The 22303-nt window shown below is 71.0% G+C and carries 25 protein-coding genes and 1 tRNA gene; 17 read left to right on the forward strand and 9 right to left on the reverse strand.

What is annotated here, in order from left to right:
- Window positions 1-126: 126 nt before the first annotated feature.
- Window positions 127-1368, forward strand: coding sequence for a threonine synthase (locus LHA26_RS08795; protein ID WP_252165255.1), 1242 nt, complete (start codon window positions 127-129; stop codon window positions 1366-1368).
- A 91-nt stretch (window positions 1369-1459) separates the two neighbouring features.
- Here the strand turns inward: LHA26_RS08795 and LHA26_RS08800 are convergent, their stop codons facing one another.
- Both LHA26_RS08800 and LHA26_RS08805 read right to left on the reverse strand, forming a co-directional pair.
- On the reverse strand, window positions 1460-1984 hold the full coding sequence (locus LHA26_RS08800; RefSeq protein WP_252165256.1) for a ferritin-like domain-containing protein: 525 nt from the start codon (window positions 1982-1984) through the stop codon (window positions 1460-1462).
- Between the two features lie 18 nt (window positions 1985-2002).
- Entirely contained in the window at window positions 2003-2953 is a 951-nt protein-coding gene (locus tag LHA26_RS08805; RefSeq protein WP_252165257.1) for a manganese catalase family protein, read from the reverse strand.
- Window positions 2954-3166: 213 nt separating this feature from the next.
- Here LHA26_RS08805 and LHA26_RS08810 point away from each other — a divergent pair, with 213 nt between their 5' ends.
- From LHA26_RS08810 to LHA26_RS08820, 3 genes are read left to right on the forward strand one after another with little or no spacing between them, the layout of a single operon-like run.
- A complete protein-coding gene (locus tag LHA26_RS08810) occupies window positions 3167-4282 on the forward strand; it encodes a glycoside hydrolase family 130 protein (protein ID WP_252168333.1) in 1116 nt (371 codons plus the stop codon).
- Window positions 4279-5871, forward strand: coding sequence for an alpha-amylase family glycosyl hydrolase (locus LHA26_RS08815; RefSeq protein ID WP_252165258.1), 1593 nt, complete (start codon window positions 4279-4281; stop codon window positions 5869-5871). The genes LHA26_RS08810 and LHA26_RS08815 overlap by 4 nt, the downstream gene beginning before the upstream one ends.
- On the forward strand, window positions 5871-6884 hold the full coding sequence (locus tag LHA26_RS08820; protein WP_252165259.1) for a glycosyltransferase family 4 protein: 1014 nt from the start codon (window positions 5871-5873) through the stop codon (window positions 6882-6884). Before LHA26_RS08815 ends, LHA26_RS08820 begins: the two co-directional genes overlap by 1 nt.
- Before the next feature lie 22 nt (window positions 6885-6906).
- On the opposite strand, the gene LHA26_RS08825 is transcribed toward LHA26_RS08820, so the two are convergent.
- Both LHA26_RS08825 and LHA26_RS08830 read right to left on the reverse strand, forming a co-directional pair.
- On the reverse strand, window positions 6907-7284 hold the full coding sequence (locus tag LHA26_RS08825) for a DUF2934 domain-containing protein (protein WP_252165260.1): 378 nt from the start codon (window positions 7282-7284) through the stop codon (window positions 6907-6909).
- Window positions 7285-7294: 10 nt separating this feature from the next.
- A complete protein-coding gene (locus tag LHA26_RS08830) occupies window positions 7295-7711 on the reverse strand; it encodes a host attachment family protein (protein WP_367890711.1) in 417 nt (138 codons plus the stop codon).
- A gap of 195 nt (window positions 7712-7906) precedes the next feature.
- Between LHA26_RS08830 and LHA26_RS08835 the strand changes: the two genes are divergently transcribed.
- On the forward strand, window positions 7907-9874 hold the full coding sequence (locus LHA26_RS08835) for a putative bifunctional diguanylate cyclase/phosphodiesterase (protein ID WP_252165262.1): 1968 nt from the start codon (window positions 7907-7909) through the stop codon (window positions 9872-9874).
- Window positions 9875-9877: 3 nt separating this feature from the next.
- Here the strand turns inward: LHA26_RS08835 and LHA26_RS08840 are convergent, their stop codons facing one another.
- Entirely contained in the window at window positions 9878-10735 is an 858-nt protein-coding gene (locus tag LHA26_RS08840) for an oxygenase MpaB family protein (RefSeq protein ID WP_252165263.1), read from the reverse strand.
- A gap of 123 nt (window positions 10736-10858) precedes the next feature.
- On the opposite strand from LHA26_RS08840, the gene LHA26_RS08845 reads away from it, so the two are divergent.
- The gene (locus LHA26_RS08845; RefSeq protein WP_252165264.1) at window positions 10859-11626 is read left to right on the forward strand and encodes a ThuA domain-containing protein; all 768 of its coding nucleotides are present in this window, start codon (window positions 10859-10861) and stop codon (window positions 11624-11626) included.
- A gap of 87 nt (window positions 11627-11713) precedes the next feature.
- Window positions 11714-12913, forward strand: a complete 1200-nt coding sequence (locus tag LHA26_RS08850; protein ID WP_252165265.1) for an aspartyl protease family protein — start codon at window positions 11714-11716, stop codon at window positions 12911-12913.
- On the opposite strand, the gene LHA26_RS08855 is transcribed toward LHA26_RS08850, so the two are convergent.
- Entirely contained in the window at window positions 12910-13695 is a 786-nt protein-coding gene (locus LHA26_RS08855) for a hypothetical protein (RefSeq protein ID WP_252165266.1), read from the reverse strand. The genes LHA26_RS08850 and LHA26_RS08855 overlap by 4 nt on opposite strands.
- 97 nt (window positions 13696-13792) lie before the next feature.
- Here LHA26_RS08855 and LHA26_RS08860 point away from each other — a divergent pair, with 97 nt between their 5' ends.
- Both LHA26_RS08860 and LHA26_RS08865 read left to right on the forward strand, forming a co-directional pair.
- The gene (locus tag LHA26_RS08860) at window positions 13793-14713 is read left to right on the forward strand and encodes an AraC family transcriptional regulator (RefSeq protein ID WP_252165267.1); all 921 of its coding nucleotides are present in this window, start codon (window positions 13793-13795) and stop codon (window positions 14711-14713) included.
- Window positions 14714-14785: 72 nt separating this feature from the next.
- Window positions 14786-15469 carry a hypothetical protein gene (locus tag LHA26_RS08865; RefSeq protein ID WP_252165268.1) on the forward strand — a complete coding sequence of 228 codons (684 nt, stop codon included), beginning with the start codon at window positions 14786-14788 and terminating at the stop codon, window positions 15467-15469.
- Between the two features lie 65 nt (window positions 15470-15534).
- Here LHA26_RS08865 and LHA26_RS08870 read toward each other — a convergent pair whose 3' ends face one another.
- Window positions 15535-15714, reverse strand: a complete 180-nt coding sequence (locus tag LHA26_RS08870) for a helix-turn-helix domain-containing protein (protein WP_252165269.1) — start codon at window positions 15712-15714, stop codon at window positions 15535-15537.
- Between the two features lie 169 nt (window positions 15715-15883).
- Between LHA26_RS08870 and LHA26_RS08875 the strand changes: the two genes are divergently transcribed.
- The 3 genes from LHA26_RS08875 (at window position 15884) to LHA26_RS08885 (ending at window position 16610) form a co-directional block, all read left to right on the forward strand.
- Window positions 15884-15958: transfer RNA gene (locus tag LHA26_RS08875), tRNA-Val, on the forward strand.
- A 135-nt stretch (window positions 15959-16093) separates the two neighbouring features.
- Window positions 16094-16354 (forward strand): BrnT family toxin, encoded by a 261-nt coding sequence (locus LHA26_RS08880; RefSeq protein ID WP_252165270.1) that lies wholly within the window; start codon window positions 16094-16096, stop codon window positions 16352-16354.
- Window positions 16344-16610 carry a BrnA antitoxin family protein gene (locus tag LHA26_RS08885; RefSeq protein ID WP_252165271.1) on the forward strand — a complete coding sequence of 89 codons (267 nt, stop codon included), beginning with the start codon at window positions 16344-16346 and terminating at the stop codon, window positions 16608-16610. The genes LHA26_RS08880 and LHA26_RS08885 overlap by 11 nt, the downstream gene beginning before the upstream one ends.
- Before the next feature lie 18 nt (window positions 16611-16628).
- On the opposite strand, the gene LHA26_RS08890 is transcribed toward LHA26_RS08885, so the two are convergent.
- Entirely contained in the window at window positions 16629-17198 is a 570-nt protein-coding gene (locus tag LHA26_RS08890; RefSeq protein ID WP_252165272.1) for a helix-turn-helix domain-containing protein, read from the reverse strand.
- On the opposite strand from LHA26_RS08890, the gene LHA26_RS08895 reads away from it, so the two are divergent.
- A complete protein-coding gene (locus LHA26_RS08895) occupies window positions 17191-17772 on the forward strand; it encodes a DUF6456 domain-containing protein (protein ID WP_367890712.1) in 582 nt (193 codons plus the stop codon). The two genes, LHA26_RS08890 and LHA26_RS08895, sit on opposite strands and share 8 nt — an antisense overlap.
- Before the next feature lie 4 nt (window positions 17773-17776).
- Here the strand turns inward: LHA26_RS08895 and LHA26_RS08900 are convergent, their stop codons facing one another.
- Window positions 17777-18370: a L,D-transpeptidase family protein gene (locus LHA26_RS08900; RefSeq protein WP_252165273.1), complete on the reverse strand. Its 594-nt coding sequence runs from the start codon at window positions 18368-18370 to the stop codon at window positions 17777-17779.
- Window positions 18371-18648: 278 nt separating this feature from the next.
- Here LHA26_RS08900 and LHA26_RS08905 point away from each other — a divergent pair, with 278 nt between their 5' ends.
- The 4 genes from LHA26_RS08905 to LHA26_RS08920 all read left to right on the forward strand — a co-directional run bounded on the left by LHA26_RS08905 (window position 18649) and on the right by LHA26_RS08920 (window position 22288).
- The gene (locus LHA26_RS08905) at window positions 18649-20109 is read left to right on the forward strand and encodes an AMP nucleosidase (protein WP_252165274.1); all 1461 of its coding nucleotides are present in this window, start codon (window positions 18649-18651) and stop codon (window positions 20107-20109) included.
- 62 nt (window positions 20110-20171) lie between these two features.
- Window positions 20172-20399 carry a hypothetical protein gene (locus LHA26_RS08910; protein WP_252165275.1) on the forward strand — a complete coding sequence of 76 codons (228 nt, stop codon included), beginning with the start codon at window positions 20172-20174 and terminating at the stop codon, window positions 20397-20399.
- Between the two features lie 133 nt (window positions 20400-20532).
- Window positions 20533-20991, forward strand: coding sequence for a hypothetical protein (locus LHA26_RS08915; protein WP_252165276.1), 459 nt, complete (start codon window positions 20533-20535; stop codon window positions 20989-20991).
- Window positions 20984-22288 carry a DNA-packaging protein gene (locus LHA26_RS08920; protein WP_252165277.1) on the forward strand — a complete coding sequence of 435 codons (1305 nt, stop codon included), beginning with the start codon at window positions 20984-20986 and terminating at the stop codon, window positions 22286-22288. Before LHA26_RS08915 ends, LHA26_RS08920 begins: the two co-directional genes overlap by 8 nt.
- The last annotated feature ends 15 nt before the right edge of the window (window positions 22289-22303 follow it).

The raw sequence follows: 22303 nt of genomic DNA on the forward strand, positions 1-22303 counted from the left end.
TCTCCTGCCGGCGACGCGGCGGCCGAAGCTTGCCACGGTCGCGCAGCGCTTTAAGCCGGCGGGCCGGGCCCGGGCCCGGGCCCGGCGCCTGTTAGGCGGCGCGCCGGAGCCCGGCAAGGAGAGTTTATGCGTCACGATGCCAATCTCACCGCCGCGCGGCCCAGCTTCGTCCGCCATCTCGAATGTTCGCTGACCGGCGAGATCTACCCCGCCGACCAGCGCCATGGCCTGTCGGCGGCGGGGCGGCCGCTTCTCGTCCGCTATGATCTCGACGGGGCGCGCGCGGCGCTCTCCGCGACGGTGCTGGCGCAACGCCCGCGCGATCTCTGGCGCTGGCGCGAACTGCTGCCGGTGCGCGACGCCGCCGACATTGTGAGCCTTGGCGAGCAGGACACGCCGATCGTGCCGCTGCCGCGCGTGGCGGCGCGGCTGGGCGCGGCCGAACTGCTGGTGAAGGACGAGGGCCGGCTGCCCACCGGCTCGTTCAAGGCGCGCGGGCTGGTGATGGCGATCAGCATGGCCAAGGCGCTCGGCGTGCGCGTGATCGCCATGCCCACCAACGGCAATGCCGGCGCCGCCGCCGCCGCCTATGCGCGCCGCGCGGACATGGAGGCGGTGATCTTCTGCCCGGCCGACACGCCCGAGATCAACGTCCGCGAGATCGCCGCGCAGGGCGCGCGCGTCTATCGCGTCGACGGGCTGATCGACGAGTGCGGCAAGCTCGTCGCCGAGGGGGCGAAGCGGCGCGGCTGGTACGATCTCTCGACGCTCAAGGAGCCGTACCGAATCGAGGGCAAGAAGACGATGGGGCTCGAGCTGGCGGAGCAGCTCGACTGGCGGCTGCCGGACATGATCTTCTACCCCACCGGCGGCGGCACCGGGCTGATCGGCATGTGGAAGGCGTTCGACGAGCTGGAGGCGCTGGGGCTGATCGGGCCCGAGCGGCCGCGCATGGTGGCGGTGCAGGCGGCGGGCTGCGCGCCGATCGTGCGCGCCTTCGAAAGCGGGGCGCGACACGCCACGCGCTGGGAGGATGCGCATACCGTCGCCGCCGGCATCCGCGTGCCGCAGGCGGTTGGCGATTTCCTGATCCTCGACGCGGTGCGCGCCAGCGGCGGCTTCGCGATCGCGGTGGAGGATGCGGCGATTGAGGCGGCGGTGGCCGAAGCCGGCCGAGCGGACGGCCTGCTGCTCTGCCCCGAGGGCGGCGCGACGCTCGCGGCCTATGAGCTGGCGCTGGCGCGCGGCCTCGCGCGGCGCGAGGATCGGGTGCTGCTGTTCAATTGCGCCACCGGGCTCAAATATCCCCTCCCCGACGCGGGCCGGCCCCTGGCCAAGGCCGGCCCGATCGATTGGGACGCGCTCTGATACCGCATCGTCGCCGCGGCCGCCCTTAAGGGCTGTTACGGATGATGCCCCGCGCGCCGCCTGAGCGGTGCGGCGCGCGGGGCGGGGCGGATCAGTGGCTGGCGGTGTCGCCCGCCGCGCGCAGCGTGATATATTTGGTCACCACCAGCGGCAGCGTCTCGTCGAGGAAGCGCACCATGGCGAGCTCCTCGTCCAGCGTCTGCCGCAGCAGCGGCACCGCCTCGGCGTAGCCGCCTTCCTCGGCCATGGTGATCAGCGCCTTGTAGCTCGCCGCCTCGAAATTCTCGAAGGCGAAATTGGCAAAGCTGTTCTTCAATATCTCATCGGGCGCGAAGACATGGGCGATCGCGGCGAGATTGCCGGAAAAGGCCATGGTCGCGTCCTTGAGCGCCGAATGGGTTTCGCCAAGCCCCGCCAGGATCGTCTCGAGCCGCTCGATCTGGCGCTCGGTTTCGCCGCGATGGCTGCGCAGCCGGCTCTCGACCTCGGCATAGCGGGCGAGATGCTCGATCTGCCGGTCCATCAGGGCGAGGGCCTGATGTTCCAGCGCATGTGCGTTGCGCAGGCCCGTGACGAACAGGTCGCGGACGGTCTCGATCCGGGCGGAGCTGGCCATGATGGATCCTCTTGCGGCTCAGAACGACATGGCGCGGGCGGTGCTGCTGGCCTCGGCGATGTCCGCCGCGCCGCCCTTGTCGCCCGTCGAGGTGCGGCCGGCGCCCGGCCCGGCGCCGATCTCCGCGCCGGTGAGCCGGTCCTCGGGCACCGAGGCGAGGCGCAGCGCCATCTGCTCGGCGACCTCGACCTGGTCGGGGCTGAGCGTCACCGTGGGGATGCCCGTGCCGCCATCGATCGGCATGGTCTCGGTGAGATCGTCGATCCGGTCCCATTGCGCGCCGCTGTTCCACGGCCCGGTGAGATCGCCCTCGCCCTGCGAGGTGTTGACGTAGAGGCTCGCATATTGCTCGACCCCGGGCAGCTTGCCGGGCGGGAAATTGTCGGCGATGGCGTAAAGCGCCTTCTCGAAGCTCTTCTGGTGCGCCACCTCGCGCGTCATCAGGAAGCCGAGCGCTTCCTTGATGCCGGGATCGTCGGTGATGTTGATGAGCCGCTCATACACGATCTTCGCGCGCGCCTCGGCGGCGATGTTGGAGCGCAGATCGACCGTCGGCTCGCCGCGGCTGTCGATATAATTGGCGCTCCAGGGCGCGCCGGCGGAATCGATCAGCGCGGCGCCGCCGCCGAACAGGATCGCTTCCTTGGCGCTGATCCCCGAGGCGCCGATCTCGCGGAACAGCTCCGCCTCGGACCGCGCCGCCTCGGACAATTCGGCGCGCGCGCCCTTGTTGAGCATCGCGATGATCGAACCGATCACCTCCAAATGGCTCAGCTCCTCGGTGGCGATATCGAGCAGCATGTCCTTGCGGCCCGGATCCTCCTCGGTAAGACCTTGCGTGAAATAGCGCATCGCCGCCGCCAATTCACCGTCGGCGCCGCCGAACTGCTCCAGCATCAGGCAGGCCAGACGAGGATTGGGCTCGCTGACGCGCACGGTATATTGCAGGCGCTTGTTGTGCATGAACATGGCTGTCTCCCGGAGAGCTTTGGGCGGTAATGAGGCAGGCTTTGGGAGGTTCCTGATTTTTCGGGAATTATAACATGGTTTATCTTAGCGTCGTTACGGCTGGGAATAATCTATATTAGGTCTGGCAGAGGTCTTTTCCGGCGGCGGCAGGCCCGCGGCGGCGGGAACATCGACGCGCGCCTGCCGTATGTGCGGTATGTGAGAGGGGTGATGATGCGCGAGGATGTACTGATCTTCCGGCCCGACCAGGTCGATCTCACGCGGTCGCCGCTGCGTCGCGGCATTTCCGAGCCGACCTATGTGCTGGGCGCCTTCAACCCCGGCATGACCCGGCTCGCCAATGGCAATCTGCTGCTGATGGTGCGCGTCGCCGAAGCGCTGGCCGAGCCGGTGCGCGACGAGGGCGTGCGCGCGATCCGCTGGACGCCCGAGGGCTATGCGCTCGACGCCCACCCCATGGCGGGCGTGGACATGACCGATCCGCGCCAGTTCGCGCTGCGCGCCGGGGCGCATCGCCAGCTCGCGCTCACCTCGCTGTCCTGGCTGCTGCCGGTGGAGCTGGACGCCGCGGGCGAGGCGATCCTTGCGATCCATTATGACAAGGCGATCGAGCCCGCCGCCTCCTACCAGGATTATGGCGTGGAGGATGCGCGGATCAGCCGGATCGGCGCGCGCTGGTTCATGACGGTCTGCTCGGTCTCGGCCGAGCGCCACTGCACCAGCCTGCATAGTTCGGAGGACGGGCTCAACTATCGCCTCGAGGCCATGGTGCTCGATCACCAGAACAAGGACATGCTGCTGTTCGAAGGAACGGTGCAGGGCTATTATTGGGCGCTCACCAGGCCGCTCGGCGAGGTCTATTTCGCCTATCCCCCGGACAGCCCCTATGCCGGCGGCCCCTCGATCAATTTCGCGCGCTCGCCCGATGCGCTGCACTGGAAGCCGGTGGAGGCGCCGGGGCTGCGCGGCCGCAAAGGGTCGAGCTCGGCGATGAAGGTGGGGGGCGGCACGCCGCCGATCCTGACCGAGGCGGGCTGGCTGACCCTGTATCACGGCGTCGAGCAGCGCGAGACGGTCGGCATCTACCGCAGCTTCTGGGCGCTGCTCGACCGCGACGATCCCAGCCGCCTGCTGCGCGTGGAGGATGAGACGCCGCTGATCGAGGCCGATCCCGTGCTCACCGCGCCGATCGCGCATCAGATGTACCTGCCGACCCCCGTGGTCTTCTCGACTGGGATGGTGGATGCCGGCGATCATTATCTGGTCGCCAGCGGCGAGGCCGATCTCGCCTGCCGGCTAACGCGCATCGCCAAGGCGCGCTTCGCATGACGCACTGGTGGCAAGCCGGGGTGATCTACCAAATCTATCCCCGATCCTTCCAGGACAGCGACGGCGACGGCATCGGCGATCTGGCCGGCATCGAGGCGCGGCTGGATCATTGCGTGGCGCTTGGCGTGGACGCCGTGTGGCTGTCGCCGATCTTCCCGTCGCCCATGGCGGATTTTGGCTATGACGTGGCCGATTATTGCGGGATCGACCCGCGCTTCGGCACGCTCGCCGATTTCGACCGGTTGATCGCGGCGGCGCATGCGCGCGGGCTGAAACTGCTGCTCGATTTCGTGCCCAACCACAGCTCCAGCCAGCATCCCTGGTTTCTGGAGAGCCGCGCCTCGCGCGACAATCCCCGGCGCGACTGGTATATCTGGCGCGATCCGGCGCCAGGCGGCGGCCCGCCCAACAATTGGATCAGCGATTTCGGCGGCTCGGCCTGGACCTGGGACGACGCCACCGGCCAATATTATCTGCACGCCTTCCTCAAGGAGCAGCCCGATCTCAACTGGCGCAACCCGGCGGTGCGCGCGGCGATGATGGACGTGCTGCGCTTCTGGCTGGCGCGCGGGGTGGACGGCTTCCGCATCGATGTCCTGTGGCACATGGTGAAGGCCGAGGGGCTGCCGGACAATCCGCCCAATCCGGACTATCGCCCCGAGATGGGCGAGATGCACAGCCTGCTCCAGCTCCATTCCACCGACCAGCCCGAAGTCCACGCGATCGCCGCCGAGATGCGCGCGATCGCCGACCACTATTCCACGCCGGGCGCGGAGCGCGTGCTGATCGGCGAAATTTATCTGCCGGTGGTGCGGCTGATGCGCTATTACGGCGCCGCGCCCGGCGAGGGCGTCCATCTGCCCTTCAACTTCCAGCTGATCGAGGCGGCGTGGAATGCGCGCGCGCTGAGCCGGCTGATCGCCGACTATGAGGCCGCGCTGCCCGCGCATGGCTGGCCCAATTGGGTGCTGGGCAATCATGATCGCGCGCGCATCGCCAGCCGGGTCGGGCCGGATCAGGCGCGGGTGGCGGCGATGCTGCTGCTGACGCTGCGCGGCACGCCGACCCTTTATTATGGCGACGAGCTTGGCCTCGAGGATGTGCCGATCCCGCCCGAGCGGGTGCAGGATCCGCGCGAACTGCGCGAGCCCGGGCTCGGGCTGGGGCGCGATCCGGTGCGCACGCCGATGCCGTGGAGCGCGGCGCCGGGCGCCGGCTTCACCACCGGCGCGCCCTGGCTTCCGCTCAACCCCGACTGGCGCACGCGCAACGTGGCCGCCCAGGCCGAGGATCCGAACTCCATGCTGCGCCTCCATCAGGCGCTGCTGGCGCTGCGGCGCGCCTATCCGGCGCTCGCCACGGGCGACTTCATCGGGCTGGAGGCGGATGGCGACATTCTCGCCTATGAGCGGCGCCTGGGGGCGGAGCGGCTGGTGGTGGTGCTCAACCTGGGCGGCTGGCCGGCGCGCTTCGATTGCGAAGGGCCGGTGCGGCCGCTGCTGTCCACGCTCGCCGGGCCGAGCGAGGTGGGGCATGACGCGATCCGGCTGCGCGGCCATGAAGGGCTTGTTCTGCTGAGGGAGGGGTGATGCGCATCGCGATGCTGGCGCCGATTTCGTGGCGCACGCCGCCGCGCCATTATGGCCCCTGGGAGCTGGTGACGAGCCTGCTGACGGAGGCGCTGGTGGCGCGCGGCGTGGACGTGACCCTGTTCGCCACCCAGGACAGCCTCACCGCCGGCCGGCGCGCGGGCGTGGTGCCGGCGCCCTATTCCGAAGATCCCAGCATCGACGCCAAGGTGTGGGAGATGCTGCATGTCGGCCATGTCTTCGAACAGGCGGCCGCGTTCGACATCATCCACAACCAGGCCGATTTCGTGCCGCTCGCCTTTTCGCGGCTGGTGGAGACGCCGGTCGTCACCACCATCCACGGCTTTTCCTCGGAACGGATCCTGCCGATCTACCGCGCCTATCAGGACCGGGTGCACTATGTGGCGATCAGCGCGGCCGATCGCGCGCCCGATCTGCGCTACGCCGCCACCATCCATCACGGCATCCCGCTGGAGGATTTTCCCTTCGATCCGATCGGCAGCGCGGACCTGCTCTTCTTCGGGCGGATGCACCCCGACAAGGGCGCGGCGGAGGCGATCGCGGTGGCGCGCGCCACCGGGCGGCGGCTGCGCATGGCGGGCATCGTGCAGGACCAGGGCTATTACGACAGGGAGGTGGCGCCGGCGCTCGACGGCGAGCGGATCGCCCATGTCGGCGCGGTCGGCGGCGCAGCGCGCACCGCCATGCTCGGCGCTGCCGCCGGCCTGCTCCACCTCATCAATTTCGACGAACCCTTCGGCCTGTCGGTGATCGAGGCGATGGCGTGCGGCACGCCGGTGATCGCGATGCGGCGCGGCTCGATGCCCGAGCTGATCGAGCATGGCGTCACGGGATTTCTGGTGGACGACATCGAGGAGGCGATCGCGGCGGTGCCGCGCCTCGCCGAGATCGATCGCGCCGCGTGCCGCGCGGCGGTGGCGGCGCGCTTCTCGATCGACCATATGGCCGACCGCTATCTGGACCTCTACCGCCGGATCGCGGCGGCGCGCTGAGCCCGCGCGCCGCCGTCTGGGATCAGCCCCGCTTGGCGCGTCGGGCGGCGGGCTTCTTGGCGGGCGCGGCCGAAGCCGTGGCGACGGGCTCGGCGGCGGCGGCGGGCACGGCGTCCGCGGCCGGGGCGGGAGCAGCGGCCGGCGCGGCGGGCGGCTTGCGCGTGCTCTTGCGCGCCGGCGCCTCTCCGGTCTCGGCCGTGGCGACCGTGTCCGGCTCGGACGCGGCGGCCTTGGGCTTGCGCGCGGCCGGCTTCTTCGCGGACGCCGGCTGCGCGTCGGCACCGCCAACTTCGCCCGCGGCGCGCGCCCAATGGTCGTCGTGCCGGCCATGGGGCCTGCCTTCATCCTCCCACAGGGCGTAGGCGCGTTCCCGGATCTTGTGCTCGTGGTCGTCGCTCATCGTCGGGCCTCTAGTTGGAGAGCAGGATTTTCTCGATGTCGGGCACGCTATGGCCGGTCAGATCCTTCGCCAGCTCGCCCAACAGCCTCGTCTCGACCTCTTTGTGATAATGTTTCCGCAACTCGCCCAGCGTCTTGGGCGCGGCGACCACGATAAGTTGCTCAAATTCGCCCGACAAGGCACGCCGACGCAATTCTTCGGCGGTGTCGGCGGCGAAGCGGTCCTCCTCCTGCTGGTGGAAATCCGTCTCGCTGGTGTCGTCGCCGCCAATGCCGGTCGAGCTTGTCTTGCGGCCCTGGGCGTCGCGCTTCTGCTCGCGATCGGGCAGGTCGGCATGTTCCTGGCCGCTGACGAGCTGCAGGTTGAGCTGGTCGGCATCGCCCTGATTCTGGAAGAAAAGAGACTTCCGGCCATCGACGACGAGCACGACACTCTTGTGGGGAACGCGCATCCGAATCTCCTCCGATCGCGGGTCAACGTCCTGGAGCCGCCCCGGTTGCGCGGACCGGCGATGCGCGTGCGACCATGGTCGTAGCCGTAGAACTTCCGGAGCGGCGGGGAGGAAAGTTTAAGACTGTTGGAGGAATCGTGCGGCGGGATTGATGGGGATTATAGCGTCGCAATGGTTTTTGCCTTGCCCGAATGGACGCGAATCGGGACGCCGGACGATGCCGTCGCGGTGGCGCAATGGCGCGAGATGCGGCGGCAGGTGCCCTTCCTCTATGCCTTGCTGATCGTCAACGGGGCCGCCGTCGCCTATACGCATCGCGCGGTCGCGCCGCTGTGGCTGACGCTGTGGGCGGCGGTGGCGCTCGCCTCGCTGTCCGCCGTGCGCATGGTCCATTGGCTGACGGTGGGGACGCGGCAGCAGCCGGACGGGCTGGGCGCGCGCCGCGCCTTGCGGCGCACCACCCTGCTCTCGGCAGTGCTCGCCGCCGGCTATGTCGGCTGGGCGGTGGCGCTGGACGATTATGGCGGCCCGATGGAGCGCGCCCATGTCGCGCTGTTCATCGCCATCACCGTGATCGGCTGCATCTTCTGCCTGATCTGCCTGCCCCAGGCGGCGCTGGCGGTGACGGTGATCGTGACCGGCGCCTATCTTGTCCACTATCTGCCGAGCGGCGACACGGTGTGGACCGCGATCGCGCTCAACATCGCCGCCGTCACGCTGGTGATGGTGCAGGTGATGTTCAACAGCTTCCGCGCCTTCACCGCGCTGGTCCGCTCGCGCGAGGAGCTTGGCGCGCGCCAGGCCGAGAGCGAGCGGCTGGGGCGCGAGAATGCGCTGCTCGCCCATACCGACAGCCTCACCGGCCTGCCCAACCGCCGCTATTTTCTCGCGCGGCTGGAGGCGATGCTCGCCGAGCGCAATGCGAGCGGCGGCCGCTTCGTGGTGGGCGTGCTGGATCTCGACCGGTTCAAGCCGGTCAACGACACGCACGGCCATGTGGTGGGCGATCGGCTGCTGACACAGGTGGGGGAAAGGCTGCGCGGGCTCGCCACCCCCTCGATGCTGATCGCGCGGCTGGGCGGCGACGAGTTCGGCATGACCCTGGTCGACGATGTCGATCACGCCCAGGCGATCGGCCAGAGCTTCTGCGACGCGCTGACCATGCCGTTCCAGCTTGACGATATCCGCATCACCATCGGCTGCTCGTGCGGCCTCGCCGCCTATCCCGAGGCGGGGACCAGCGCCCATGCCCTGTTCGACCGGTCCGACTACGCGCTCTACCATGCCAAGTCGCACGGCCGCGGCGGCGCGGCGCTGTTCTCGCTCGAGCATGAGACGGCCATCCGTTCGGAGCGTGCGATCGAGACGGCGTTGCAGGAGGCCGATCTCGATGCCGAGCTGGACGTGCATTTCCAGCCGATCATCGACACCGCGGCGATGCGCGTCATCAGCGTCGAGGCGCTGGCGCGCTGGACCAGCCCGCTGCTGGGCCGCGTGCCGCCGGACCAGTTCATCCCCACCGCCGAGCGGCTGGGGCTGATCCGCGCGATCACGCTCAGCCTGTTCCGCAAGGCGAGCGCGGCGGCGGCGCAGCTGCCCCAGGAGATCGGCCTCTCCTTCAACCTTTCGGCGCTCGACATCGCCTCGCCCGAGACGATCGCGGCGCTGGTGGAGGCGATCACCACCGGCCCGGTGCCGGCGGCGCGCATCACCTTCGAGCTGACCGAGACCGCGCTGATGCGCGATTTCGATCGCGCGGTCGCGGCGATGCGCCGGCTGCGCGCCCTGGGCGCGCAGATCGCGCTCGACGATTTCGGCACCGGCTATTCCTCGCTCGGCTATCTGCGCCTGCTGCCGCTCGACAAGATCAAGGTGGACCGCAGCTTCGCCGCCGATCTCCAGGATGTTTCAGGGCGCAACATCGTCACCGCCATTTTCGGCCTGTGCCGCAACCTCGCGCTGGATTGCGTGATCGAGGGGGTGGAGAGCGAGGAGCAGCTGCTCCGCCTGCAGGAACTGGGCTATCGGCTGGTGCAGGGCTATTTGTTCGCGCGGCCGATGCCGCTGCCCGCGCTCCGCACCTGGCTGGCGCGCGATCTCGGCGCGGGCGCGGCCCTGGCCCAGAACGCCGCCGCCTGAGCGTCAGGCGAGCGCCCAGCGCACCGCCGCCCCCATGGCGCGGGTGCCGGCGGTGAGCAGCGGCGCCGGCAGGCGCGGCTCGGCGAAGCCATGCATCCGCCGCGCCCAGGGCGGCAGCAGCGCGCAGGCGGCGCGCAGCGTCAGCCGGCGGAGCGGATCCAGCCCCGGCGTCGGCGCGGGCGCGCGCAGGATGAGCGCGGCGGTCTCGCGCGTGCGGGCGTCCACACGGAGCGCGGGGCGCAGCGCGGCGATCAGCGCCGCCGCCTCGGCGCGGCTGCGGGGCACCGGATCGGCGCCAAGCGCGGCCCCCACGCGCGCCAGCTCGGCAAAATAGCGGTCCTGCGCGGCGACGGGCATGCGCGGCTCGGCATAGTGGCGCCAGCCGGCCAGGAAGCACCAGCTTTCGCAGACATGGACCCAGGCGAGCAGCGTCGGATCGCTGGCGCTATAGGGGGTGCCATCCGCCAGCCGGCCGGCGATGCGCGCGTGGATGGCGCGCACCCGCGCGATCGCCGCCTCGGCCTCGACGCGGCTGCCATAGGTGGTCGTCTCGATGAAGCGCACGGTGCGGCGCAGCCGGCCGAGCAGATCGGCGCGGAAGCTGGAATGATCCCACACCCCGGCCAGGGCGGCGGGGTGGAGCATCTGCATCAGCAGGCCGGCGATGCCGCCCGTCGTCATGCCGGTGACATCGCCATGCACGCGCCACGCCACCGAGCGCGGGCCGAACAGCCCGTCGGCGCGGCGCGCCACGCGGAGATCGCCGCGCGCGGGATCGTGGAAGATATCGGTGACGGCGCGGGCGAGCGCGTGCTTCAGCGCGCCGGCCGGACCGGCGGCGGGGGCGGCGGCGGAAACCATAGGCCAAGGTAACGGCCGGACCGGCGCGGGGCTCCCGAACCCTGGAGAGACCATGGTCTTACAATGGCTTGTAGCGGCTTGGCGCGCTGATCTAGGCTGGCTGCGGACCTTGGGAGAGCGGCGATGCGGGTGATGGTGCGCGGCCTGTTGGCGCTGGCCGGGCTGCTGCTCGGCACCGCCGCCTGGGCGGACAGCCAATATAAGCTGCTCGTCTTCTCCATCCCCAACAAATATCATTACGAATATATTCCCGTCGCGCGCGACAGCCTGGAGCATCTCGCCAAGCTCCATGCCTTTGAGATGCAGTGGACGAACGATCCCAAGACGTTCGAGGGCGATCTCAAGCAATATGCGGCGGTGATGTTCCTCAACACGCCGGGCGAGGAGCTGAACCCCGCCCAGCGCGCCGCCTTCGAGGCCTATATGCGCGGTGGCGGCAACGCGATCATCGTCCATCGCGCCGCGATCACGCCGCCGGGCGTCTGGCCCTGGTATGAGCGGCTCGTCGGCCGGCGCTTCGTCATCCATCCGATGCTGCAGACGGCGGTGGTGACCAAGGCCGATCCCGGCTTCCCCGCCACCTTCGGCCTGCCCGACCGCTGGATCTGGAGCGACGAATATTATGTCACCAGCAATCCCTATCAGGTGGCGATCACGCCGGTGCTGCGGGTGGACGAGCGCAGCTATGATCCGACCAAGATCTGGCCGGGCCAGCATGCCGAGCCGATGGGGCCGGATCATCCCGTCGCCTGGTTCCATTCCTACGAGAAGGGCCGCGTCTTCGTGACGCTGCTCGGCCATAATGTCGAGATGTACCGCGACCCCCATTATCTCGACCAGTTGATGGGCGGCATCTACTGGGCGGCGACGGGGCGCGGCGAGGCCCGCTGAGCGGGGCGGGGCTGGCGCCGCCGCCTCCGGCCGCCTATCGTCCACGGCACCGGCCGGTCGCGCGCCGGAAGGAGCCGGGTGCCGCGCATGCAGGACGTTCCTTTCAGCCGACGCGCCTTTCTGGCGGGCACGGCCGCCGCCGCCGCCCTGCCGGGCGGCCGCGCCCTCGCCGGGGCGGAGCCGGGGGCGGCCGTCACCAGCCCGATTCTCGTCGAGGATGGGCGGCTCTGGCTGGCGGCCTCGATCCGGGGCGGGCCGCCGCTCCTCTTCGTGATCGATACCGGCGCGGGCTTCGCCTATATCCGGCCGGACATCGCCAAGGCGCTCAAATTGCAGGCGGCCGGTGGCCAGCTGCTGGGCGGCCTGGGCAAGAACAAGGTGATCGGCACGCTCTACATCGCCCGCGATGTCGTCTTCGGCGGGTCGATCGGCGAATCGGTGGTCGCCTTCGCCAGCTATGATTTCGGGCGCGGGCTGCCGCCTGAGGCGGCCGGGCTGCTCGCCTCGGGCCTGTTCACCACGCGCGACAGCGATCTCGATTTCGACGCCGATCAATGGCGGCTCTGGCCCCGCGGCGGCCATCCCCCGCGCGACGGCTATGAGGCGCTCGCCTCGAGCATCGGCGCACGCGGCGACGCCACGCGCTTCACGCCCCGGCTGACGGTGACGGCGACGCTGGACGGCGTTGCGTATAAATGCCTGCTGGACACGGGATCGCCCACCGGCCTGCTGTTCCTGCCCGGCGGCACGCGCCGCTCCGGCCTGTTTTCCGACGGGCGGCCCTTCTCGCCGAGGCGCACCAACGGCTTTGGCGGCGCGGCGGCGAAGATGAGCCGGCAGGTGCGCGCCGGCCGCTTCGCGCTCGGGCCGCTCACCGTAGACCGTCCGCTGGTGACGCTGATGGATCCGGACCAGACATCGTCGATCACCGATCATGACGCGCTGATCGGCCTGCCCTTCATCCGCCTGCTCAATCTTTCCACCGATGTGCTGCACAACCGCCTCTGGGCGGCGCGCAGCCGCCAGCCGGTTCCGACCGAAAGCTATGGCCGCGCCGGCCTGTGGCTGGAGCCGGGGGCGGAGGGCCGCGCGATCGTGACGATCGTGGGCACGGGCAGCCCCGCCGCGCTGGCGGGGGTGGAGGCCGGCGACCGGATCGAGGATCCGCCGAGCTTCGCCGCCGCGCTGCGGCGGGTGCGCACCGGCAACCCGCCCAGCATCAGCCTGGACCTGACGCGCGGCGGCGTGCGCCGCACCGTCACGCTGCGCATGGCGGACTGGCTCTAGGCCGGGCTCGGCCCCTTGGGCGCGGCGGCGGCGGCGGGGGTGGCGGCGGCCGGCTTCGGAGCCGGGCCGAGCAGGCGCAGCGTCAGCAGGGCATAGCCGGCCGTGGCGAGCAGCAGCAGCGGCCCCCCCGCCGCGCGGCCCGCCGCGCCCGCCAGCAGCGCCAGGAGCGGGATCGCCTGGAGCGCATGGACGCCGAGGCCATGCGCGAGGCGCGGCCGCCATCGTGCCGCCCCTGGCGACCCGGCGCTGCGGCCAAGCCCCGGCGCGGTCATGGTCGCGAGCAGGGTGGTGAGGACCAGGCCGGCGACGATCCCCGCGATCAGCAGCGGCGGCGCCCCCGGGCGCGGCGCGCGCGCGATCGCCCAGGCAAGCGGCAGCAACAGGCCGACAAAGGGCAGCGCGGTGAGCCCCATCAGAGCGGAGATCGCGCGATCGAGCGGCGTGGCGAGGTTGAAGTGCGAACGCCGGCCGCGCGCCGCCTGGCCGGTGATGCACAGCATCTCCACCAGCGCGGTGGCGACCAGCCCGCGCGCCGCGCCCTGGACGAGCGGCGAGGCGAGGCGGTCCGGCTGCGCGAAGCCGAGCATCCAGGCGATGGTGAGAAGATAGACGGCGAGCGAGAGCGCGAATTTGGTGGGCTTGATCGCCACGCGCTCGCCGCCGATCCGGCGCCGGTCGCCGCGCGCCCATAAGAGGCCGGGCGGCACCAGCGCCAGCATCGCCCAGCCCGCCGCGCGCACCAGCGCCGCCGGATCGTGCAGCACCCCCGCAAGCCCCGCCATCCACGCCTCCTCTTTTTCGATGGCATGAAGCATAGAAGCGGCACGCTGGACGCGCTATCATCGGGTACCCGCAAGTCTGTAGCGATCGTCCAAACCGATGCACGCCGATCCCCTGTCCGACATGCTGCAGCTGGTGAAGCCGCGCGCCTATGGCTTTCGCGGGCTCGACGCCGGCGGTGCCTGGTCGCTGCGCCTTCCGGCGCAAGCGGTGCTGCGCTGCTACGCCGTTCAGGCCGGCGGCTGCGGCCTGTGGCTGGGCGATGCCGCCGCGCCGATCGCGCTCGCGGCCGGCGACTTTCTGCTCGTGCCGCATGGCGAGGCGCTGGTGCTGGGCAGCGCGCGCGACGCCCCGGCGATCGATCTCGACGGGTTTTTCGCCATGGCCGCGGGCGCCACGGCGACGATCCAGGGCGGCGGCGGCTGTCGCGGGCTGGGCGGCTATTTCGCGCTGTCCGGGCCGGGCGTCGGGCCGCTGCTGGCGGCGCTGCCCCGCACGGTGCGGCTTGCCGCCGAACCCGGCGGATCGGGGCTTTTCTGGCTTGTCGAACGGCTGATGGCCGAGTTGCGCGCGCCCCGCCCGGGCGGGCGGCTGATCGCCGACCATCTGGCGCAGAGCCTGCTCGTCGAGGCCTTGCGGCTGCATCTGCCCGCCGCGGCGGCGGCAGGGCGTGGCGGCTGGCTGGCGGCGCTGGCCGATCCGCCGCTCGCCCGCGCACTGGGCGCGATCCACGCCGAGCCGGGGCGGCGCTGGACGGTGGCGGCGCTCGCCGCGATCGCCGGCCTGTCGCGCTCCGCCTTCGCCCAGCGCTTCGCCCGCGCCTGTGGCGAGGCGCCGATCGCCTATGTCGCGCGGTGGCGCATGCTGCTGGCGGCGGAGCGGCTGGCCGCCGGCGCGCCGATCGCGCGGCTGGCGCGCGAGCTGGGCTATGGATCGGAAAGCGCCTTCGGCGTGGCGTTCCGCCGGATCTGCGGCGGCTCGCCGGGGCGGCTGCGGCGGGACGGCGCGGCGGGGGGATAATTGCTGCACGTCCTGGCCGAGACCGCGACGATGCCCGCCTGGCGCCGCGCGATCGCGTCGTGACTGGCTTCGGTGATCCGGATCTCGGACGCCTCCGCCAGCGTCTCGAGCGCGTGGCGGGGATCGGCCTATTCGTCGCCGGCGACGCTTTTGCGCTGGGCGAAGATCTACTATTCCTATCTACAGTACGGACCGGAAGACACCCTGACGGTAAAGAGACGCTCGATGCTCACGGCATTCTACGGCTTTATGCTTGCGGCGGTCGCGGTGGGCAACGCTGCGGACGCGGCACGCTGCACGCTTGCAGGCTCCCGCTATTCCCTGCGACACGATCAGGCGGTGCGTGCCGGCTTCGTCAAGGATGGCAGGGCTGACGGATCACTGCGGTTTTTCATCCTCTCCAAGAAAACGGGGAGAACGTACTGGTTCCACCCCGAATTGCCTGGGTCGGGCGCTGGTCCATCGGGGCTCCTCAGCTACGACACGGAACAATTCACAGCACAGGGTGTGCGCCTCGGGGGCGCACGCTACTTCGACAAAGCCGTTGACCTGGCGGTCATCGTTGCCGATGCGCATTACGATATCAGCAGCGCACAGGTCTTCTCGGAGAATGCCATGGCTCCGGCCCACTTGCTGATCCCCGATCTACATGCGGCGCTGTGGTATGACACAGCGCCGAACGCCCGTGAGGACATCGCGCTTTCGTTTTTCGACCTTGATGGCTGCACGCAGGACCTTCCGAAGCTTCTTAAATGACATAGGACCTGATCGGGCCTGGCACGAAGGAGCTGCGAGGCCCGACGGGAATCGCGAACTGCCCGCTAACGTGCGGCAACGACTGCAAGATTGTCAGCCTCGCTCATCCCCAGCCCAGCGTCGCTCGCGCCAAGCGCATGGACGATGAAGCCGGCGTCGCCGCTGGCGAAGGCCTTGGCGAGCAGCGCGTGCTGGTCCTCCGTCTCGGAGAGGCAGGCGGCGGCGTCGAACGGCGCGAGCGCCATTCTCGGCGCCGGATCTCCGAGGCTCGACGCCGCGTGCCGCGCCATCCGCGGTTCGGGAATAGGTCGGGACTCGTCGGTATGCGCGTTCTCTTTTCGGCCCGCGCGGCTCCGATTCGTTCCGTATTGCGCTTCCCGCAAAGCGGCCTTAGAGGCCGGTTTTCCGGGGCGTGGGCGGTTAGCTCAGCGGTAGAGCGGCTCGTTTACACCGAGCGGGTCGGCAGTTCGATCCTGTCACCGCCCACCACGGACTGGCGCGACATCTGGTGGATGGCCCGAGCGGTTCGGGAGGTTCAATCGTGCCGCTTCCGCGCGAGGCCAGGGTTATCGCATATGCGTAAACCCTTTGACACGGCCGGCTCCTGTATATACAAGAACTGACATGGAGATCGACTTCGATCCCGCCAAGAACATTGCGAACATTGCCACGCACGGTCTCTCGTTCGCTGACTTTGACGGCTTCGACGACGAGCCTGTGGTGGTCGTCGACGATCGCCACGACTATGGCGAGGTTCGCTACCGGGCCTTCGGCCGGGTGAACGGCAAGGGCCGTTGCCTCGTCTTTGTGGTGCGGGACGGCCGGGTACGGGCGATCAGCCTCCGCCGCGCCCGCGCGAAGGAGATGCGTCGCTATGGCTACTGACCCGCCCTCGCCCGGCTTTGACGAAAATCCCGAATGGACCGAGGAGACCTTCGCGCGGGCGCGGCCCGCCGGCGCGGTGCTTGCGCCGGAGATCGTCGCCCAGCTGGTGAAGAACAAGGGCGGCCGCCCGGCCGGTTCCAACAAGGAGCAGATCGCCATCCGCCTCGACAAGGAGGTCGTCGCCCGCTTTCGCGACGGCGGTCCCGGCTGGCAATCGCGGATGAACGAGGCTCTGCGCAAGGCGGTCGGCCTCTGATCATCGGCTCGGGACGCGTCAGCCCGGCAGGCGGATCAGGCAGGTGACGCGGCCGAGCCAGGGGGGCGGGGCGAGGCGTTGGGGGCCGCCGGGGGCGGCGCCGAGCGGGAGCAGATCGAGGCCGTCGGGCGCGAGCGCGAGCAGCCGGCCGAACAGGAAGCGGCCGGCGGGCAGCGGCACCAGCACATCGCGGTTGCGCGCCGCGTCGAACTCGGCGGGCGCCAGCCGGTCGAGCCAGAGCGTATCGCCGGCGCGATAATCGCCGAGGCTGGTCTCGACCAGCAGCGCGACCGCGCCGGGATGCGGGCGCGGCGGCACCGCCACCTGGCTGCGACGCGGCGCGGCGGCGCCGGCGGCGCCGAGCACGGCGGCGACGGGGAGATCGGCGCTTTCGGGCAATTGCACGAGATCGGCCGCCGCGACTCCGAGCGCGGCCGCGATTCGGTTCAGCCAAGCCACCGATACGGTGCGCGTGCCGGTTTCGAGCCGTCCGATCGTCTGGGCCGTGGTCGGCGGCGTGCAGCGCGCGGCAACATCCGCCAATGTGAGGCCTTTAGCGCGTCGCACATCACGAATCCGGGTGATCATCCTGGCCCCCAAGCTCACCGTATCGGTTCGTTTACTTTCCTACAGCCCGGCGTCTGTGGCAAGGGGCGCCATGGTCTCGATGGAGGGCGGCATGACGGGCGGGCAGGGGGTGCGGCTGCTGGTGGAGCGGGCGCGGCCCGAGGATGGCGAGGCGCGCGGCGGCGCGCGCGGACGGCGGGCGCGCAGCGTGACGGTGAACCTGGCGGAGGAGCCGCTCGGCTGGCTGCGCGCGCGCGGGCTGGTCGACGATCGGCAATGGGCGGCGGGCACGCAGCTGCGCGCCGATTTCCTGCGCGCCGGGCTGGTGCCGCGCGTGACGATGCGCTGGGACGCGGGCGCGCGCGGCACGGGCGACGCCCCCGACCCGACGCTGGCGCAGATCCAGGCCAAGCGCCGCACCGAGGCGGCGCTGGACGCGATCGGCCCGGGGCTGCGCGACATCGCCTGGCGGCTGCTGTGCATGGGCGAGGGGATGGAGACCGCCGAGCGGGCGCTGGGTTGGCCGGCGCGCGCGGGGCGGGTGGTGCTGCTGCTCGCGCTCGACCGGCTGGCGGATTTCTACCGGCTGGCCTGACCGCTCAGCCCGGCAGGATGGCGGCGCCGAGCCCGATCCGCCGGCCGGCGGTGATGATCACGCGATCGCCGACCCGGCTGGCGGCGAACAGCTTGGCGGCGAAGGCGGTGGGCAGGCCGATACAGCCATGGGTGGCGCCCCCGATCCGCATCGGCGCGCCGTGGATGAAGACGCCGTCCCCCGTCAGCCGCATCGCATAGGGCATGGGCGCATTGTTGTAGACCGAGGAATGGTGATCGCGATCCTTCTGGGTGATCGGGAAGATGCCGAGCGGGGTGGGCGTCGAATCGGCGCCGTAGAGGATGGCGGCGGTGCCGATCTCATAGCCGCCGCGAAAGGCGGAGAGGACCATGGCATCGAGATCGACGGTGATGACGAGCGGGCCGGGGGGCGCGCCCGCCGGGTGCCAGACCCAATCGCCGATATGGAGCGGGCCGGCGATGGGCAGGATGCGGCGGACGACGAAGGGCGCGGCGGGATCGACCGCGGCGGCGGGTGCCGGGGCGGGCGGCGCAGCCGGCGCCGGCGCCGGCGCGGGGAGGGCGGCGGCGGCGGCCGGCCGCGGCCCGGCGGCGGGCGCCGGGCGCTCGGCGGGCACGCCGCCCCCGCCAGCCGCGCCACGGTGACGGCGACGAGCAGCGCGGCGAGCAGCGCGAGCGGGAGAAGCGCGATGCCGATGCGGCGGAAAGCGACGGGCCGGGCCATGCGCCCGCCACAGCAGAGCCGGTGCCGGCGCGAAAGGGGATTGGCCGCGCGCCTGTGCCGCGCCGGCACCCCCTCTTAGAATCATCACGATTTTCCGCTAGGGAGAGGGACGGATCGGCGATCCTGCGGCGGAGCGCTCCGCCGCCAACAACAACAGGGAGAAACCCCGGCATGACCACCCAGATCGACGAGATTCCGGCGATCCTCGACGCGCTGATCGAGCGCTACGCCGGCGCCGTGGCGGCGCTGCGGCGCGCCATCACCGCCTATCTGGCCGATGGCACCCGCCCGACCGCGGCGGAGCGCGAGCGCGGCCTCTTCGCCTATCCCGAGCTGCGGCTCGCCTATCATATGCCGGCGCAGCGGCCGCCGATCGCGCGGGCCTTCGCGCGGCTGACCCAGCCCGGCAGCTATGCGGCGAGCATCGCGCGCCCGGCCATGTTCCGCGCCTATCTGGCGGAGCAGCTCGGCCTGCTGGTGCGCGACTATGAGGTGACCGTGACGGTGGGTACCTCGAACCAGGAGATCCCGTACCAATATGTGCTGGACGGCGCCGACGCCGAGGACTTGTCGCTGGACGGCGCGATGTCGGCCGATCTCGCGCGCTGGTTTCCGAGCGTGCGCCTCGCCCATATCGGCGACGAGATCGCCGATGGCGATTACGACGCCAGCCTGGCGGACCGGCCCTTGTCGCTGTTCGAGGCGCAGCGCGTGGATTTCTCGGTGGCGCGGCTGCGCCATTATTCCGGCACCCCCGCCGAGGACTTCCGCCCCTATATCCTGTTCACCAACTATATCCGCTATGTCGACGAGTTCGTCGACTGGGCGCTGGCCGAGCTGCAGCGCCCCGACAGCCCCTATGAGGCGCTGTCGGTGGCGGGCAATATCCGCGTGACGCGCGACACGCCGGATGCGCTGGCGGTGATCCAGGCGGGCGCGTGGCGCAAGGTGCAGATGCCGGCCTATCATCTGATCGGCGCGGGCGGCGCGGGCGTGACGCTGGTCAATATCGGCGTCGGCCCGTCCAACGCCAAGACGATCTGCGACCATCTGGCGGTGCTGCGGCCCGAGGCCTGGCTGATGATCGGCCATTGCGGCGGGCTGCGGCCGAGCCAGACGATCGGCGACTATGTGCTGGCCCATGCCTATCTGCGCGACGATCATGTGATGGACGATGTGCTGCCGGTGGAGATCCCGATCCCGCCGATCGCCGAGGTGCAGCAGGCGCTGTTCCGCGCCGCCGAGATCGTTTCGGGCGAGAGCGGCGACGCGCTGAAGCGGCGGCTGCGCACGGGCACGGTGGTGACCACCGACGATCGCAACTGGGAGCTGCGCTACGCGCTTTCGGCGCGGCGCTTCAACCAGAGCCGGGCGGTGGCGATCGACATGGAATCGGCGACCATCGCCGCGCAGGGCTATCGCTTCCGCGTGCCCTACGGCACGCTGCTGTGCGTATCGGACAAGCCGCTGCACGGCGAGATCAAGCTGCCGGGCCAGGCCAATCGATTCTACAACCAGGCGATCAGCCAGCATCTGCGGATCGGGCTGGAGACGGTGCAGATGCTGCGCGAGCAGGGCATGACGCTGCACAGCCGCAAGCTGCGCGCGTTCGACGAGCCGCCCTTCCGCTGAGGCCCGGGGCGGAACGGCGGCGTCGCGCCGCGTGTTCTTTCCGCCAGCCCAGGAGAGAGACGATGGACCAGAAACCCATTCCGCGCGATCCGCATGGCGACGATCTCGACGCGGTGACCGATCTGCCGACACCCGGCCAATCCGGCGATTACGGGCGCGGGCCGGGCGCCGACGCGGCGAGCGCCGAGGAGGCGGCGGACCTGCTCGGCGGCCCCGAGCGCAAGCGCGCGATCGGCGGCAGCGACCGCCAGCCGTTCAAGACCACACAGGGCGGGGTGATCGGCGACTAACCAGATAGGCGATTTTATGCCTTGACAGCGAACCGCTGAACTGGCATAGCCAAGCCACGCTGAGGAAATGCGCACAGGGGCCGGGCGGTGGCGACACCGTTTCCGGCCCCTGTCGCGTTCGAGGGGGATTGGCATGGCGAAGCCGCCCAGGGCCGCGCGCGGCCCGAGCAGTCGGAAGAAATGGACCCGGGCTCGCGAGCGCGCCTTTCTCGATCATCTCGCGCTGAGTTCCAACATCGCCGCCTCCGAGCGGGTGGCGCGGATGCCGGTGGGCAGCGCCTATCGCCATCGCCGCCAGGCGCCCGGCTTCGCCGCCGCCTGGGACCAGGCGCTGGGCGAGGGCTATAAGCGGCTGGAGCATGCCATGCTCGCGCGCGCGCTGAGCGGCACGCCGGTGGTGCGGATCGCGCGCGACGGCACCGAGACGCACACGGTGGAGCATTCGGAGCGGCTGGCGATGACGCTGCTGGCGGCGCATCGCGGCACGGTCGAGCGGCTCGCGGCGCAGGGCGGCGCCGAGGGCGCGCGGGCGCGGCTGGAGGAGCGGCTGGCGGCGATGGCGGCGCGGCTGGCGGGCGACGCCGATGGCTGAGCGGCTGAGCGCCGCGCGGCTGGCGGCGATGTCCCCGGCGCGGCGGCGGACGCTCCTGGCCGGGCTGGACGACGCCATGGCCGCCGCCTGGCTGACGCGCTGGGATTTCTGGGCGCGGCCCGAGCAGCGCGCGCCGGCGGGCGACTGGCGGATCTGGCTGCTGCTGGCGGGGCGCGGCTTCGGCAAGACGCGCGCCGGCGCCGAATGGGTGCGCGCGATCGGCGAGCAGGACGGCGCCGCGCGGATCGCGCTGGTGGGCGCGACGCTGGGCGAGGCGCGGGCGGTGATGGTGGAGGGGCAGAGCGGGCTGCTGGCGATCGCCCCGCCCGACCGCCGGCCGCGCTGGGAGCCTTCGCTCGACCGGCTGCGCTGGCCCTCGGGCGCGATCGCGACGCTCTACGGCGCGGCCGAGCCCGACCGGCTGCGCGGTCCCGAGCACAGCCATGGCTGGGCCGACGAGATCGCCAAGTGGAAAAGCGGCGAGGCGGCGTGGGGCAATTTGCTGCTGGGGCTCAGGCTGGGGCGGCGGCCGCAGCTGGTGGCGACCACCACGCCGCGCCCGCTCGCCTGGCTGAAGACGCTGGCGGCGCGCGGCGACGTGCGCGTGACGCGCGGCCGCAGCGTGGACAACCGGCTTCATCTGCCGGCGGATTTCCTCGCCGCCATGACCGAGACCTATGGCGGCACGCGGCTCGGCCGGCAGGAGCTGGACGGCGAGATGATCGAGGACGCGCCCGGCGCGCTGTGGCGGCGCGAGACGCTGGACCAGTGCCGCGAGGCGGCCGCGCCGGCCTGTACGCGGGTGGTGATCGGGGTCGATCCGCCGGCGGGCATCGGCGGCGATGCGTGCGGCATCATCGTCGCCGGGCGCGACGCCGAGGGGCTGTGCCACATACTGGCCGATTGCAGCCTGGCCGGCGCTGCGCCCGAGGCCTGGGCGGCGGCGGTGGCGCGCGCGGCGGCGCGCTACGGCGCCGACCAGGTGGTGGCCGAGGCGAACAATGGCGGCGCGATGGTGGCGAGCGTGCTGCGCGCCGCCGAGGCGCTGCTGCCGGTGCGGCTGGTCCATGCCGCGCGCGGCAAGGCGGCGCGCGCCGAGCCGGTGGCGCTGCTCTACGAACGCGGTCGCGTGCGCCATGTCGGCCCGTTGCCGCGGCTGGAGGACGAGCTGGCCGGGCTGGTGGCGGGCGGCGGCTATCTCGGGCCGGGCCGCTCGCCGGATCGCGCCGACGCGCTCGTCTGGGCGGTGACGGCGCTGCTCGGCGCGGCGCCGGCGCCGGGGTTGCGGCGACTTTAGGGCGGGAGATCCTGC

Origin of the sequence: Sphingomonas morindae, from assembly GCF_023822065.1 — a bacterium.
In the GTDB taxonomy this organism is placed as follows: Bacteria; Pseudomonadota; Alphaproteobacteria; order Sphingomonadales; family Sphingomonadaceae; genus Solisphingomonas; species Solisphingomonas morindae.